Here is a 15,492-nt window from a genome sequence, read left to right on the forward strand (position 1 = left end):
CCGGCCTCAGTTCAGCCGCTTGATCCGGTTGAGCGCGGGCGGCGCGAGCGGGGACGCGGCGGTCAGATACGACTCCAGGGCGTCGATGTCGCGCGTCTTCTCGACCCGGTCGGTGCCCTCGGTCAGTACCGAGAACCCGTCCCCACCGGCGGCGATGAACGAGTTGACGGTGATGCGGTAATTGGTCTGCGGATCGATGACCGTGCCGCCCAGCGTGATGCTGGCCGGATCCACCTTGTCGCAGGCCGGTCGGGCGTTGTCCCACGTGTACGTGAAGCCCTTGGACACGCCGAGCACCCGTGGATACCGCGGGTCCTGGCCACACCACTGTTGTTCGATCAGCCGCTCGAGCTGCGTACCGGTGAGCGTCATCGTCACCAGCGCGTTGCTGAACTGCTGTACCCGTAATGCCTCGCCATGGGTGACCAGGCCGGGCACGTCGTTGCCGGTGGGCGAGACGATGAGGTCACCGCCGATCCCGCCCCCGTACGGCGGCTGGAACCCGATCTGGGCACCGCCGCGATCAGGCGCCGAGGTCGCCGCCAGCCGGGCGTCCGCGAGCACGTGCGCGATGGTGGACTCCCCCGCCGGGTTCCGGGTCGCCGTCAGGTCGCCAGTGATCATGCCGACCGGGCGGTCCAGCAGCGGCTGCCCGATCCTCTCGTACCGCTCCCGCAGCTCGGCGATCCGCCGGTCGGGCCGCACGTCATGGGTGACCGGCACGTTGCGGGCGCGGACGCTGGTCGGGTTGCCGGTCGCCTTGTCGATGGTGAGATCGACCTTGGTGATCTCACGGCCGTAGGCCGTGGCCTGGGTCACCGGAATGCCGTTGACCACGCAGTTGTAGCCGTTGTGGGTGTGCGCCGAGAAGACCGCGTCGATCTCGGGGTCGAGCTTCTGCACGATCGGCACGATGCCGCCCACGAGGTTCTTGCACTCGTTGGACAGGCCACCACCGGACTGGCCGCCGCCCTGGTGTATCAGTACGACGATGGTGCGCACGCCCTTGGCCTGCAACTCGGGCACCAGCGCGTTCGCCGTCGCGGCCTCGTCGCGCCCCTCCAGGGGCGCGGTCGGTGACGGCGCCTCGAACAGCGACCTGGCGTGGGTCAGCCCGATGATGCCGACCTTCACACCCTTGACCTCCTTGATGAGGTACGGCTTGAAGGCGGGCTTGTTCGTGGTGGTGTCGACGATGTTGGCGCCTAGGTATTCGAACGAGGCACCGGCGAAGCCGTTTCCGTCCTGGCAGCCGTCGATCGGATGGCAGCCGCCGTTCTCCAGCCGCCGCAACTCGGCCAGGCCCTCGTCGAACTCGTGGTTTCCGACGCTGGAGGCGTCGAGCTTCAACATGTTCAGGGCCTCGATGCCCGGCTCGTCGTGGAACAGGATCGAGGTCACCGGGCTGGAGGAGACCAGGTCACCGGCGCCCAGGCGCAGCGTGCCCTTGGGGTTTTCACGCTGCAGGCGGTCCATCTGCGCCGACAGGTACTCGGCACCGCCCGCCAGCACCGGCCCGCTCTCCGTCTGGACGTAGCTGGCCGGCATGGCGGAGTGAAAATCGTTGATATTGAGGAGCTGGACGTCGACGGTGGACGACCCCGCGAACGCCCCCGGCGACAGCGCCAGGGGCGTCAGCGCGGCGACCGACGCGGCGACGACGACCCTCACCTTCCGATATTTCATTGATCCTCCCTCTGGGGCAGAGCGAGCTGATCTTATGAGGATCACGGCCGCCACGTAAATAGTTCCGCAAATGGGAACGTTGAAAGAAAATTATTCACTAGCCCTTCACATGACAACTGCAACGGTAACCATTACCGTGAATACTTAACGTGACGAATGTGTGGCACACTGTCGCGCACCACCGGATCAAGGGGAGGTAACCCAATGCAGCGACGCACCATCCTGCGCGGCCTGGCCGCCGGCACCGTCGCCGGTCCAGCCGCGGCGATCCTCGGCCCAGGCGCGGCGCGGGCCGCGAGCGACTACCACGTGGTCACCACCGAACAGGTCAGCAACCGGCTCCTGACCTTCAACAAGTACGCCCCCTTCACCGACGCCAACGTGCTCTGGAGCTTCAGCCCGGGCGGCGGCGGCTGGTCCAACCTGTCCGACGTGAAACTGCGCAACACGGCGCACCACGGTTGGATCGCGCTGGCGACCGCGTCCAGCGGCCAGGCCGGCATCATCAACATCGGCGGCGACACCCACACCAACCTGAGCCACCTGATGTGGAGCGCGACGCCGGGCGGCAACCCGCACGCCATCGAGCGCATCCCCAACAACGGGTCGGTGGTCGTCGCCAGCTCCCACGGCTACCTGACGGTGTACGCGCCGAGCGCCATCAGCGACCCCGGCACCCTGGCCGCGGTGCAGACCGAGAGCCTGCCCGGCGCGCACGGCGTGCTCTGGGACCCGACGTACGAACTGCTCTGGGCGATCGGTCAGGACACGCTACGCGGATACGCGGTCGAGGGAACCTACCGCAACACCCGGATCAGGCACTACGGCGTGACCGTCGGCCTCGGCGCCGGAAACCTGGGCCACGACCTGCAACCGGACTACAGCAACAACCAGCGGCTACTGTGTACGGCCACCGACGGCGTGTACGAAATCAACACCGCGGGCGGCACGTTCAGCAAGGTGAAAATCTCCAGCGAGACGCTGGTGAAATCGTACGTGCGGCACTGGGACGGCGAGGCCATCTCGGTACGCGCGGACGACGTCGGCTCGCGTGTCTGGGGCAGCCCGACGGTGCGGTTCTCCGCCTCGCCCGACCAGACCCGCTCCGGCGCCGAGTTCTACAAGGCGCGCATCTGGGCAGTCAACCTCGAATAAAGCCCGGCGCTTGGGATTGGTGACCCACTCAGGAGGTGATGACACCGCGCTGGGCTGGGGTGCGGCTCCAGATGTCGTTGCACTCGGCGCAGACGGCCTCGGGAATCCATCCGAGCCGCATCAGCCCGGCGAAGACCTTGCAGCCAACGCAGAACGCGAACACCGACTCGAGCGTGGCGGCCACGATGACCATGCCGAGAACGACGTACGCGGCGCCCACTTGCCCGAACCCGAGCGCGAGTACCGCCGCCGTCACGGTCAGCACCGCGCCCATGCCCTGCGCGAACCGCTTCGGCGGCCCGGCCACCGGCTTGGCCGCCACCGGCAACCGCGGCGTGATCACCCGCGTGACGAGCTGACCCAGCGGACTGAGCGTCGGCCCGGTCAGCACCCGGGCGACGAACCCGTACGCGATGACGGCCGTCAGCCAGGGCTGGTCCAGGACGATGGTCGCCCCGGACAAGATGACGACGCCGCCAGCGACGAGGCGCGCCGACACCTCGTTTACCGGGTTGGGAAAACTGAACAACGACCTGGTCACGGCGCGATCCTACTCCCGACTAATCCCATCGGACCAGTATGGGCCCGTCAGGCGCGGCTTCCCGCGCCTACAGGTCCTTGGCCATGTTGCGGCCGGTCTCGGTGAAGCCCAGCTGCTCGTAGAGGGCCCGGGCGCCGGTGTTGTGGGCGAAGACGTGCAGACCGATTCTGGTCAGCGCGTTGTCGTGGCACCAACGCTCGGCGGCCAGCATGATCGCACGGCCGTAGCCCTGGCGGCGTAGGTCGGGTTCGACGGCGATGTTGTAGACGACCGCAGTGTTGTGAGTCACCTTGACCCAGAGGAAACCGACCCGGCGGTCGCCGTCGTACGCGTACCAGAAATGGTGACCGGCGGTCGCGGACTCGTCAGGAAGCAGTCGCGTGTAGGTGTCGGCGGCATTGCGGGCCGCGTCCTGCGCCGATTCTCCCGACGCGGCCAGGCTCTGCGCGTAGTGCGCCTCGGCCTCGGCCCGCCACGGCTTGTACTGATCCTCGGTCATCGGCTCCAGCCGTACGTCCGCCATGGCCGCCAAAGTACCGAGCCAAAAGGTTCAGCGGTTGTCGCCGCTGCCTTTCAGCATGCCGCGGTCTTGGCGGCTGGCCAGCTTGGCCAGGTTGGCCGTCGCGATGTCGTCCAGCGACAGGTCGAGGTAGTCGGCGAGCACCGCGACGTACCAGAGCACGTCACCGAGCTCCTTGGTGATGTCGGCGCGGTCGATCCGTGACTCGTCGCTGTCGTGGTCGCGAATCCACTTCTTGAACTTCTCGGCGATCTCACCGGATTCGCCGACCAGGCCGAGGACCAGGTGGAGCAGCTCGTTCTTCTTGTCGCGGGGAGCGGCGGTCCGAAGGGCGCCGCGCTGGTACTCATCCAGGTCCATGTCGGATCATTATGGTGGCGAGGTGCTGGATGCCTTCCTCGATGTGGCGGGAGCGAGCCTGCTGTATCCCATGACGAGGGCTCCAGGCTGGTCCCGTGCCGGGCTGGCCCGGTAGCGGTCCAAGGCATGTACGAGGATGCCGTGCTCGGCGGCGGTGGCGGCGAGGTGAGTCGCGTCCACGCGGTCGGGCAGCCTCACCAGGACATGCAGGCCCGCGGAGATGCCGGTCGCACCGCAGGCCGGCAACTGTTGGCGCAGGGCGGCGGTGAGCGCGTCGCGGCGCTGGCGGTAGCTGCGACGGGTTCGCCGTAGGTGCCGGTCGAGGTCGCCGCGCTCGATGAACTCCGCGGCGGTGGCCTGGATGATCGAGCTGGTGAACCGGTCGCCGCGCGCGCGGGCGGCGACCACCTCGTCGCGTAGGGCCGAGGGGACGACCAGCCAGCCGAGCCGCAGCCCGGGTGCCAGGCTCTTGGAGAGGCTGCCGGCGTGGATGACGTGGTCGGGTGCGACGCCTTGGAGCGCTCCGACGGGGTGGCGGTCGTAGCGGTACTCGGCGTCGTAGTCGTCCTCGATGATGTAACCGCCGCTGGTGCGGGCCCAGTCGAGCAGGTCGATCCGTCGGCTGGCGGAGAGCACGACTCCGGTCGGGTACTGGTGGGCGGGCGTGACGAGCACCGCGCCCGCTCCCGACGCGGCCAGCCGATCCACTCGCACCCCCTCGCCGTCGACCTCGACGGGGTGCCAGCTGGCGCCGGCCCCATCGATCTGCTCCCGCCAGTTCGGGTGGCCGGGGTCCTCGACGGCGATGCCGCGCTCGGCGAGCACCCGGGCCAGCAGGCTCAAGCCGTGCGAGAAGCCGTTGCACACCACGATGTTGTCCGGCTCACAGGACCCACCCCGGACCCGGCCCAGGTAGCCGGCCAGCGTTTCGCGTAGAGCTGGGAGACCGGCCGGGTCGCTGTAGCCGAGTGACTGGTCGGGCAGGGACCGCATCGCCGTGCGGGTGGCGCGGGCCCAGGCCGCGTGTGGGAACAGGCCGACGTCCGGGGCTCCGGGGCGAATAGCCCTCGGCGATGAGCTGGTGATAGGCCGCGATGACGACACCGCGGGTGACCTGGAGGTCTGCGGCGAGCGCTCGGGACGAGGGCAGCCGGACGCCGGGGCGCAGCCGCCCCGCCCTGATGGCGTCGCGCAGGCTCCGCTCCAGCTGGGCGCGCAGGCCCCGCGGGCGGGAGCGGTCGAGCTTCACGAACAACTCAGGTGAACTGGTACTCATAACTCGTCCAGAATTGGAACTCTTATCAGCGCCACCCTATCCATACCGTTGGGGGCATGCTGCGCGCTGCGGCGCCCGACCTGTCCCGCATCGGTTCCAGCGCGCTGCGCTACTACGACCTTCCCGTCAGGAGACGACCATGAACACCATCGAGACGCGCCCGGCGACCGGAAAAGTGCTCGTCTTCTTCACGATGTCCCTCGACGGGTTCGTGGCCGGACCAGACCACGACATGGGGTGGATGACCGGCTTCACCGCCCAGCCGGGCCTCATCGACGAGTACATCGAGACCACCGGCGCCGTGTTGGCGGGTCGTGACGGATTCGACAGTGCCATTGGCGACTCACGGCCGTGGGGCGGGAGGTGGGAAGGGCCGATCTTCGTCCTCACCCACCACCCCGAGGACGCACGGCCCACGCCTGACATCACGTTCCTGTCCTGCCCGGTGCGGGAGGCGGTGCGGATCGGGCTGGAGGCGGCCGGAGGCAAGAACCTCGGGGTGTTCTCGCCGAACATCGGCGCCCAGCTTCTGGAACTGGGACTGATCGACGAGATCGACATCCACGTCGCACCGATCCTGCTCGGCGACGGGATCCGGCTGTACCACAACCCCGGCAAGGCGCCGATCCGCCTCCACCGGCTCGACGGCAGCGATCCCACGGCGGCCGCCCGCGTACGGTACCGACCCGCTATCGACGGACGTCGTATCGCAGATGGGTGACCCGGTCGCCTTGGACGATCCGCGGATCGCCGAGCAGCACGGGTGAACCGTCATACGCGCCGAAGAACCGGACGCCCTTTCCGAACACCACCGGTACCAGGTCCACCTGAAGCTCGTCCACCAGGCCCGCGGCCAGGGCCTGACCCAGCAGGTCACCGCCGCTCAGTGCCACGTCCTTGTCACCGGCGGCGGCTTTGGCCTGTGCGATCGCACTCGCCAGGCCATCTGTGACGAACGTGAACGGCGCGTCCGGAAACGGCCAGTCGGTCGGCGGATTGTGAGTCACCACGAAGACGGCGTCGCCGGCCGCGGGGCGGCCGTTCCAGCCGTTGGTGATATCGAACAGGCGACGGCCGATGACCGCCGTGCTGACCCGTGACCAGGTTTCCTCCATGTACGCGGCGCTGGCGGCCGAGACGTGGAAGACCCGCTCCGGGTCGCCGCCGTTGAAGGGCACATCCCCGTTGCCGTACCAGTCGAAGAGCGGACCTACCTGGTCAGACTCGTCGGCGATGAAACCGTCCAACGAGACCGTCGCGCTCGCGGTTACCTTGCTCATGGTGTGACCCGCCTTCCGCAGACCGGATTTGCCCGGGACGTCGGAGCCGACGACTCGGACCGGACAGTGGCCGCGAGGAAGGGAGCCCCTTGATCGACTACCGTTGGCTGCTGGTGACAGGTAACCGTGATGTGAGTAGGAGTATTCGATGGCCGCAGCACACCGGCTGATCAGCGAAGTCCCCGTGGCTGGCAAGGAGACCGGCCCGTACGGCATCACCGCCGGCCCTGACGGGGCACTGTGGACCACTCTTGTTCACAGTGGACAGATCGCACGTGTCGTGCCGGACGGCGAGGTGACAACCTACACGCTGGACTCGGCGGCGTGCGGCCCTTCGATCATCACCTCCGGCCCGGACGGCGCACTGTGGTTCACCCGCAGCCGCGACCACCAGATCGGCCGCATCGCCACCGACGGCGCCACCACCTCGTACCGCACGCCCAGCGCGGACAGCGGACCGTTCGGCATCGCCACAGGCCCCGACGACGCCCTCTGGTTCACCGAGATGAACACCGACACCATCGGCCGGATCACCACCGAGGGCGTCGTCACCGAGTTTCCGCTGCCGGTCAAAGGCGCCTTTCCCTCGATGATCGCCGCGGGCCCCGACCACGCGATGTGGTTCACCGTCAACCAGGCGAACGCGATCGGCCGGATCGATCTCGACGGTGCGATCACCCTTCACGAACTCCCCACCGCCGGCGCCGGACCGGTCGGCATCACGGCCAGCCCCGACCACGCCCTGTGGTTCGTCGAGATCCTCGCAGGGCAGATCGGCCGGATCACGCCAGACGGCAAGATCCAGGAGTTTCCGCTGCCCGACAACGCCGCCAAGCCCCACGCGATCGTCGCTGACCCAGCGGGCGGCTGCTGGTTCACCGAATGGGCCGCCAACCGGATCGGGCACATCAGCCCTGACGGCGCGTTCCGCCACTACGACCTGCCCAGCCCCGCCTCCGAACCCCACGGAGTCACCCTCACCCCAGACGGCACTGTCTGGTCGGCGTTGGAGATAGGCACAATCGCCCGCCTCATGCCGCCGCCCGAGCCCATCTCCATCGATGACGGCGATGGGCTCGGATCATGAACGCTGACTAGCCGAGCACGATGGCGGTCGCGCCGACTCCGTTCATCCCGCCGAAGATGTCCTCGTAGTAGATCCGCCACGCGCAGCTGCGCGTGGGGGTGTCCAGCACGTACCCGGTGCACGGCACCTGGGTGTTGGTCTTGTCGATCGCGGTCAGGGTCCCGGTGGCGAAGACCTGGCTGGTGTTCGCCGAGTTCACGATCTCCACCGCTCCGCCGCTGTCGCCGTTGCCGCCGCCGTTGGTGTGTGCGGTCTGCTCGGCCCGGACCTGGCCGCAGACGACCCCGATGCCGAGGACGTTGATGCACTGGTTGATCGCGACCACCTGGATGGAGCACCGGGTGCCGGAGAACGAACCGGTGGTACAGACGAAGTTACCCACCTGGCTGGCCACCCGGCCGACCACCGGGTTGCTGAACTCGCTGACCACGCCGCCGGCGGCGTTGGTGCTGTTGTTGAACACCCGGCCCGCGGAGTTGCCCGCGATGATCAAGGTGTCGGTGCCGGAGTTCTTGTTCATGACGGTGCCGATGACCTGGCCGGTCGGATCGGTGGCCACGTTGCCGTTGTTGGCGCAATGGGCGGCCGACAACATCCGGTTCACGCCACCATGGACGACCGCGAAGCCGGTCGAGCAGGAGCCGCCGACGCTCTGCCAGCGTCCACCGCCCCACCACGGCGGGCTGTCGTCCACCCGGCTCGCCGGTTCCGCCGACACCCCGGTCTCCACAGTCACCGGTACGCCCGCGTAGCTTGCCGCGCTGGCCAAGCCATGCTGGGTACCGGCGACCAGACCGGAGCCGTCCGCGCGCGGGCCGACCGACGTGATCTCGCTCCCGGCCTTCGCGACCAGCCTCGCCGCCGCCGCGCTCAGCTCCTTCTGGGAATACGCGGCGGAATGCACAGTGACCGGTACGAAGGCCCGCGCGGCGGCGATCAGCCCGGCCGGCGCCCGACCTTTCCAGTAGACCCGCAACTGCTTGCTGGTCGGGTCGGCGACAACCCCGGCGAACCCGGCGCCGGTGCTGACCCGCGCGGCGGCGGCGTTCATCTTCTCCTGGACCCGTAGCAGCTCCGCCCAAGATGCGAAGCCGCCCGGCACGGGCGTGCTGGCGACGACCGAGCCGGTCCGGGCGGCACCGGCCGGTGCCGCGCTCGCCGGCGCGGCGGTCAGAGCCGTGGCGAGCAGCGCGATGCCGAACCCGGCCGCCGCCATACGCCGTAGCGTGGTGTGTCTCATGTGCTTCCTCCCCATATGAGGCGCGCGGGCGAAGGCCCGCACGCCGGACGATGCCAAAGCCGCGGGGCGGACGCCGGGAACGCTGAACACCACTGGACACCACTGAACAAAACAAAAAGCGGCGTGAGCTACCGCGACGCCCGCCGTGCGCCATGCCGTTGCTCCCGCGGCCTCACCCGCCGCCGTCGCACGACCAACCCGGAACTTTGTCGAGGGTGTGGCGATGAGTTCCTGGCGGTGCCCGAGTCTGAGCGTCTGGGTGGGGCGGACAGGGAACCCGCCGACCCGACATCATTGACTCGAATCGGACCAGCAGGGGGCGTTGTGAGCGGTATCAGGGTGTTGGTGTCGGGAGCGAGCATCGCGGGGCCGGCGCTGGCCCACTGGCTGCGCCGGCGCGGGGCCGAGGTGACCGTGGTGGAGCGGGCTCCCGAGCTGCGTCCCGGTGGGCAGGCGGTAGACGCCCGCGGCGTGGCCAGGGAGGTCATCCGGCGCATGGGGCTGGACGCGGCGGTGCGCGCGGCCCGCACCGAGACCGCCGGCGCGTACACCGTCGACGTGGACGGGAACGTGCTGGAGACCTTCCGCGCGGACGACGACGGCGGCGACGGGTACATCTCGGAGATCGAGATCCTGCGCGGGGATCTGTCCCGGGTGCTCTACGACGACACCCGCGACGGTGTCGAATACATCTTCGGCGACCGGATCGCCGAACTCACCCAGGACGCGGACTGGGTCGACGTGACCTTCGCCGGCGGCGACCGGCGGCGCTTCGACCTGGTGGTCGGCGCCGACGGGCTGCACTCCGCGCTACGGCCGACGGTCTTCGGGCCGCACGAACGGTTCGTCCGCCACCTTGGCCTCGTGCTGGCCTTCTACAGCGTGCCCAACGAGTTCGGGCTGGACCGCTGGGTGATCGACTACCAGGACCAGGTATCCGGGCGCTCCGCCGGCCTGCGGCCAGTCCCGGACGCCACCCAGGCGATGGCCATGCTCTCCTTCCCCGCGCCCGACTTCGACATCGACTACCGCGACATCGCGGCCCAGAAGGACCTGCTGCGCGAGCGGATCGCCGGCCTGGGCTGGCTGACCCCGCGCATCCTCGCGCACCTCGACGACACCCCCGACTTCTACCTCGACCAGGTCGCCCAGGTAGTGATGGACCGCTGGTCCAGCGGACGGGTAGCGCTGCTCGGAGACGCGGCGTTCAGCTCGTCGCCGTTCTCCGGAGGGGGCACCGGAATGGCCCTGGTCGGGGCCTACCTCCTGGCCGGAGAATTGGCCGCCGCCGGGTGGGACCCGCAGGCCGGGTTCGCCGCCTACGAGGCCCGGATGCGCCCGTTCGTCGAGGCCAACCAGGAAATCGGCCGGCTACACGTGCAAAGCCGCAGCCCCGCACCGGACGCCGCCCCCGCCCCGGAACCCGACATGGACGCGATCATGGCAGTCGTCGAACGCGCGATCAACGGCGTCGACCTGCCCGACTACGCAGAAGTCCCGGACTGAAGCCTCAGTCGTGCTTCGATCGTGCTCGACCAGCAAACCACATTGATGCATTCGCGAGCCATTTGAAGACAATCTCTAGTCGCAATCGGCCGAGCCAATAACGAACATACGCGAAGCGCATGCGAGGCCGAGCCCTCAATTCCTCCAATGCGGCCCTTTCCGAATGATAACGCTCCGCAAAAATGGCGGATGGGTCTGAAAGCGCTCCCATACCAGGGCTCCCTTGGTGCGGTTGACTTTGACACGGCTGTGGCTTGATGCCCGATTCGCCCGTTACGCCGCCCCGTCTCCACGCCCTGCAGGCGACCACGCTCAGGCGATGCACCCGGCCTGAGCGGCGCATTAACGATCGTCTCAGATTCGCTCACTACGAAGTACCCAGCGGGCCGTTGCGAGTACGCGGCAGGCCGCTGCGAGGCATCAGACAAGCGTGGAATCCGTATGTAGGAGGCTAGTAATGGCAGTCAACGCAGCGCCGTCCGGGGAAGCGCCGGCCGGTTGGTTGGCAGGGCGGTGGGTGCCGTGGTTGGTGATCGGGTTGTGGGTGGCTCTGGCGGCGGTCATGGTGCCGCTGAGCGGAAAGTTGAGCTCGGTCACCACCGACAGCGCCGCGGACACCCTGCCGGCCAGCGCCGAGTCCACCAAGGTCGCGGTGCTGGAGGACAGTCTCCCCGGCGGTGAGGACAACACGTTCGTCTTCGTGTACCACCGCGCCGGCGGCATGACCGACGCCGACCGCGCGACGGTCGAGCGCCACTACGACACCCTTGCCAAGCGGTACCCGCCGAAGGTGGCGGCCCCGGCCGGCGAGGACGACGAGGGCCCACCGACGATGCCCTCCACCGATGGCAAGGCGATGATGTTCACCCTCGATGTGAGCACGACCTACGGCCCACCGGAGGCCATCGTCGGCCCACTGCGTGACGCCGCGAAGGACCGCCCCGCCGGCCTGGAACTCGACGTGACCGGCCCGGCCGCGGTCGACGGCGACATGGACGCCGTCTTCGACGGCATCGACCTGCAGGTCTTTCTCACCACCGTCGTCGTCGTGACGCTCCTGCTGATCCTCACCTACCGCAGCCCGGTGTTGTGGTTCATCCCGCTGGTGGTGGTGGGCGCGGCCGCACTGACCGCGATGGCGACCGTCTACCTGCTCGTCAAGGGCTTCGGCATCGTGGTCAACGACCAGAACTCGGCGCTGCTGACGATTCTGGTGTTCGGCGTCGGTACGGACTACGCGCTGTTGCTCATCGCCCGGTACCGGGAGACACTGCACCACCACGAGAACGTCCGGGTCGCGATGGTCCACGCGTTACGCGGCGCGGCGCCGGCCATCGTCGCGTCCGCGGCCACCGTGATCGCCGGCCTGCTCTGCCTGCTCGTCGCCGACCTGAACAGCACCAGCGGGTTGGGCCCGATCGGCGCGGCCGGCATCCTGTGCGCGCTGGTGGCCATGCTGACGCTGTTCCCGGCGGTGCTCGTGGTGCTCGGCAGGCGGATCTTCTGGCCGGCCATCCCGCGGTTCAGCACGGTCGTGGAGGAGAAGCCGGGTCTGTGGGGACGGCTTGGCACCGCCATCAGCCGCCGCCGCTGGGTGGCGACGCTCGGCTCGCTCGGAGCCCTCGGCGTGCTCGCCATCGGGCTGGCGGGCAACACCGGCGCCCTGCGGGAGCAGGACCAGTTCCTGTCCGCGCCGGAGTCGGTCACCGGCTTCACCGTTCTCCGCCAGCACTTCCCGGAGCTCGGCGGCCAGCCGATGACGATCTTCACGCGGCCGGCGTACCAGGAGCGGGTGCTCGACGTCGTCAAGCGCACTCCCGGCGTGGCCCTGGCCATGCCGGGCCAGACCAGCGGTGGCTGGGCCGACATCTCCGTGTTCCCGACCGACGCGCCGGACACCGCCGCGGAGTACGACACGATCAAGCGGGTGCGCACCGCCGTGCACGCGGTGAACGGGGCGGAGGCGATCGTCGGCGGGCCGAGCGCGGAGAACCTCGACACCGAGGTGACCACCAGCCGCGACGAGAAGCTGGTGATCCCGCTGGTGCTCACCGTCGTCCTGATCGTCCTCGGGCTGCTGCTCCGAGCGATCGTGGCCCCGCTGGTCCTGATGGCGACCGTGATCGTCTCATTCGCCGCGGCCTTCGGCGGCAGCGTGTTCGTCTTCGACACGATCCTCGGGTTCAAGGGCGTCGACTATTCGGTGCCGCTGCTGGCATTCCTGTTCCTGGTGGCGCTCGGCGTCGACTACAACATCTTCCTGGCCAGCCGGGCCCGGGAGGAGACCGTGCGTCTCGGTACCAGAGAGGGCATGCTCAAAGCCCTCTCCGCCACCGGCGGCGTCATCACCTCGGCAGGCCTGGTCCTGGCGGCCACGTTCGCGGTCCTCGCCACACTTCCGCTGGTGATGCTGATCGAGGTCGGGTTCCTGGTCGCCTTCGGCGTGCTGCTCGACGCCCTGCTGGTGCGGTCGGTCCTGGTGCCGGCCCTCACCCTGCTGATCGGCCGGCGGATCTGGTGGCCGAGCCGGCTGTCCCGTCCAGCGGCGGAGCTGCCGGACGGTCAACGGTCGCGCGCCGGCGATGAGGAGCCCGCGCTGCAACGGTGAGCGCGGCGGCACGGACGAGATCCGGGACGGGCACCCAGGCCGTCCCGGATCTTTGTCATGACCCGGCGGGCGAGGCAGCGGCTGGAAGGTCGACCCGAAGCAGCGCGCCACCGCGTGCGGACCGGGCGACGGTGGCCCGGCCGCCGTGGGCGTCGACGACCCGCTGCACGATCGACAGCCCCAGACCGGATCCCGGCAACGCCCGGGCGCTGTCGGCACGGTAGAACCGGTCGAACACCCGCGGTACGTCGGCGGCGTCGATGCCCGGCCCGGCGTCGTCGACCTCGAGCACCGCCGACGCGCCCTCGGCACGGAGCCGGACCTGGACCGGCTGGTCCGCGGGAGACCACTTGCCGGCGTTGTCGATGAGGTTGAGCACCGCCCGTTGGAGCGCGGCGGGACGCCCGCTCACCCACACGGAGGTCACGTCGAGCGCGACCTCGATGTCGGGCACACGGGAACGCGCCCGGGTCACGGCGGCCACCACCACGTCGGCCAGGTCGAGTACCTCGGTGCTCTCGTCGCTGACGTCACCGCGCGCCAGGTCGGTCAGCTCGGCGGCGAGGGTGCTCAACTCGACCACCTGGGCGCCGAGATCGTTGAGCAGCCGGGTCCGGCTCTCCGCCGGCAGTGCGCTGTCCAGGCTGCCGCGCCGATCGAGCCGGATCAACAGCTCGACGTTGAGGCGCAGGCTGGTGAGCGGGGTCTTGAGCTCGTGGGCGGCGTCCTCGGCGAGCAGCCGCTGGGCACGCCGGGAGTCCCGGAGCGCGGCGAGCATGTCGTTGATCGACTGGATCAGCCGCCGGATCTCCCCGCCGCCCTCATCCGGGATGTCGGCGTCGAGATCCCGGGTGTGCGCGACGCGTACCGCGGCGGCGGCCAGCCGGTCGATCGGTGCCAGCCCGGCCCGCGCCACGGTGCGCCCGCCAAGGGCGCCGCCGACCACGCAGAGCAGCCCGATCAGCAGCATGCCAAACCCGAACCGGTTGATCGGGCTGTCGTCGGTGACGCTGGCCACCTGGACCGCGCCGTCGCCCGCCCGCAGCGTGTAGATGTGGTACCCGTCCTCGTCGCTGTCGTTCGACTCCATCAGGTCGGCCGACGCGCCCCGCGCCACGCGCACTGCTTGCTCGCTGACGGGGGGCAGCGCGGGTTGGCCGGCCGGCGTCCGGGTCGAGCCGTCGGGCAGGATGACCCGCACCAGCCGGCCGGATCCGGGATACGGCGCTAGCTGGACCTGTGCCAGACCGGCGCCCTCCGCGTTCGTCGCCAGGACGCGGGCGTCGGCGCGCAGCTGGTTCTCGGCGGTGTCCCGCAGCTCCCAGTCCAGTAGCTCGCTGGCCACCTGGAAAGCCACGAACACGCTGACCGCGATGGCCGTCGCCGCGATCACCGTCAGCCTGGTCCGCAGGGACCGCCGGCGCCACCATCGGGTCAGCCCGCGCGGTTCCCGGCCGGCGGGCCTGCTCACGGAGGAGTCTCCCGCAACGTGTATCCCAGGCCGCGCAGCGTGTAGATCAGTCGCGGCTCACCCTCGGCCTCCATCTTGCGGCGCAGGTAGCTCACGTACACCTGGAGGTTGTTGGCGGTGGTGCTCATGTCGAAGCCCCAGATCGCCTCGAACAGCGCGTCGCGGGTCAAGACCCGGGTCGCGTTGCGCACGAGGACGTGCAGGAGGGAGAACTCGGTCCGGGTCAGGTGCAGCGACCGCTCACCCCGCCACGCCTCGAACCTGTCCGGATCGAGCCGGACGTCGGCGTACGACAGGACCTGCGACTCCTCGTCGGTCGGCGTGCGCCGGCGCAGCAGGGCCCGCACCCGGGCCAGCAACTCCTCGGTGGCGAACGGCTTGGGCAGGTAGTCGTCGGCGCCCGCGTCCAGCCCCGCGACCCGGTCGGAGACCTGATCCCGGGCGGTCAGCATCAGTACCGGCAGCTCCTGACCCGCGGCCCGCAACCGCCGGCAGGTCTCCAACCCGCCGAGGCGAGGCATCATCACGTCGAGGATCAGCAGATCCAGCGTGTCACCGCCGGCCCCACCGACCCCGTCGAGCACGGCGAGACCGTTGGCGACGGTGCTGGTGTCGTAACCCTCGACCTGGAGCACCCGCTCCAGCGACTCACGGATGGCCGCGTCATCATCCGCGATCATGATCCGCACGCCGGCCCGCCCCCTTCCATTCGACGCTTTTGCCGCTCATTGTCCCCGATCAACCTGAGGCCAGGATTAGAGC

Annotated in this window: 14 protein-coding genes and 1 pseudogene; 5 read left to right on the forward strand and 10 right to left on the reverse strand. The window is 69.3% G+C overall.

The features are described from left to right. Positions 1-6: 6 nt before the first annotated feature. Positions 7-1,686, reverse strand: a complete 1,680-nt coding sequence (locus QMG73_RS08695; RefSeq protein ID WP_281893638.1) for a bifunctional metallophosphatase/5'-nucleotidase — start codon at positions 1,684-1,686, stop codon at positions 7-9. 204 nt (positions 1,687-1,890) lie between these two features. On the opposite strand from QMG73_RS08695, the gene QMG73_RS08700 reads away from it, so the two are divergent. After that, positions 1,891-2,841, forward strand: coding sequence for a DUF6528 family protein (locus QMG73_RS08700; RefSeq protein ID WP_281893640.1), 951 nt, complete (start codon positions 1,891-1,893; stop codon positions 2,839-2,841). Between the two features lie 28 nt (positions 2,842-2,869). Here QMG73_RS08700 and QMG73_RS08705 read toward each other — a convergent pair whose 3' ends face one another. The 5 genes and pseudogenes from QMG73_RS08705 to QMG73_RS46585 all read right to left on the reverse strand — a co-directional run. Then, entirely contained in the window at positions 2,870-3,382 is a 513-nt protein-coding gene (locus QMG73_RS08705) for a DUF4395 domain-containing protein (protein WP_281893642.1), read from the reverse strand. A gap of 67 nt (positions 3,383-3,449) precedes the next feature. Further along, positions 3,450-3,905 carry a GNAT family N-acetyltransferase gene (locus QMG73_RS08710; protein WP_281893644.1) on the reverse strand — a complete coding sequence of 152 codons (456 nt, stop codon included), beginning with the start codon at positions 3,903-3,905 and terminating at the stop codon, positions 3,450-3,452. Between the two features lie 27 nt (positions 3,906-3,932). Then, positions 3,933-4,262, reverse strand: a complete 330-nt coding sequence (locus QMG73_RS08715) for a nucleoside triphosphate pyrophosphohydrolase family protein (RefSeq protein WP_281893646.1) — start codon at positions 4,260-4,262, stop codon at positions 3,933-3,935. Positions 4,263-4,271: 9 nt separating this feature from the next. After that, positions 4,272-5,366, reverse strand: a complete 1,095-nt coding sequence (gene pdxR / locus QMG73_RS08720) for a MocR-like pyridoxine biosynthesis transcription factor PdxR (protein ID WP_281893648.1) — start codon at positions 5,364-5,366, stop codon at positions 4,272-4,274. Next, positions 5,365-5,538 (reverse strand): annotated as a pseudogene (locus tag QMG73_RS46585) (GntR family transcriptional regulator); the annotation flags it as partial. The pseudogene QMG73_RS46585 and the gene pdxR, both read right to left, overlap by 2 nt. A gap of 139 nt (positions 5,539-5,677) precedes the next feature. On the opposite strand from QMG73_RS46585, the gene QMG73_RS08725 reads away from it, so the two are divergent. After that, positions 5,678-6,259, forward strand: a complete 582-nt coding sequence (locus QMG73_RS08725; protein ID WP_281893649.1) for a dihydrofolate reductase family protein — start codon at positions 5,678-5,680, stop codon at positions 6,257-6,259. Here the strand turns inward: QMG73_RS08725 and QMG73_RS08730 are convergent. Then, entirely contained in the window at positions 6,228-6,818 is a 591-nt protein-coding gene (locus tag QMG73_RS08730) for a dihydrofolate reductase family protein (RefSeq protein ID WP_281893650.1), read from the reverse strand. The genes QMG73_RS08725 and QMG73_RS08730 overlap by 32 nt on opposite strands. Positions 6,819-6,966: 148 nt before the next feature. Here QMG73_RS08730 and QMG73_RS08735 point away from each other — a divergent pair, with 148 nt between their 5' ends. After that, a complete protein-coding gene (locus QMG73_RS08735; RefSeq protein WP_281893651.1) occupies positions 6,967-7,905 on the forward strand; it encodes a Vgb family protein in 939 nt (312 codons plus the stop codon). 7 nt (positions 7,906-7,912) lie between these two features. Here QMG73_RS08735 and QMG73_RS08740 read toward each other — a convergent pair whose 3' ends face one another. Beyond that, positions 7,913-9,145, reverse strand: coding sequence for a chymotrypsin family serine protease (locus QMG73_RS08740; RefSeq protein WP_281893652.1), 1,233 nt, complete (start codon positions 9,143-9,145; stop codon positions 7,913-7,915). Between the two features lie 324 nt (positions 9,146-9,469). Here QMG73_RS08740 and QMG73_RS08745 point away from each other — a divergent pair, with 324 nt between their 5' ends. Next, the gene (locus QMG73_RS08745; protein ID WP_281893654.1) at positions 9,470-10,651 is read left to right on the forward strand and encodes an FAD-dependent monooxygenase; all 1,182 of its coding nucleotides are present in this window, start codon (positions 9,470-9,472) and stop codon (positions 10,649-10,651) included. Positions 10,652-11,108: 457 nt separating this feature from the next. Beyond that, positions 11,109-13,259, forward strand: coding sequence for an MMPL family transporter (locus tag QMG73_RS08750; RefSeq protein WP_281893656.1), 2,151 nt, complete (start codon positions 11,109-11,111; stop codon positions 13,257-13,259). A gap of 55 nt (positions 13,260-13,314) precedes the next feature. Here the strand turns inward: QMG73_RS08750 and QMG73_RS08755 are convergent, their stop codons facing one another. Both QMG73_RS08755 and QMG73_RS08760 read right to left on the reverse strand, forming a co-directional pair. Beyond that, on the reverse strand, positions 13,315-14,730 hold the full coding sequence (locus QMG73_RS08755) for a HAMP domain-containing sensor histidine kinase (RefSeq protein ID WP_281893657.1): 1,416 nt from the start codon (positions 14,728-14,730) through the stop codon (positions 13,315-13,317). Continuing rightward, on the reverse strand, positions 14,727-15,410 hold the full coding sequence (locus QMG73_RS08760; protein ID WP_281893658.1) for a response regulator transcription factor: 684 nt from the start codon (positions 15,408-15,410) through the stop codon (positions 14,727-14,729). The genes QMG73_RS08755 and QMG73_RS08760 overlap by 4 nt, the downstream gene beginning before the upstream one ends. Positions 15,411-15,492 lie beyond the last annotated feature (82 nt).

Origin of the sequence: Phytohabitans aurantiacus (assembly GCF_027923225.1) — a bacterium.
In the GTDB taxonomy this organism is placed as follows: Bacteria; Actinomycetota; Actinomycetes; order Mycobacteriales; family Micromonosporaceae; genus Phytohabitans; species Phytohabitans aurantiacus.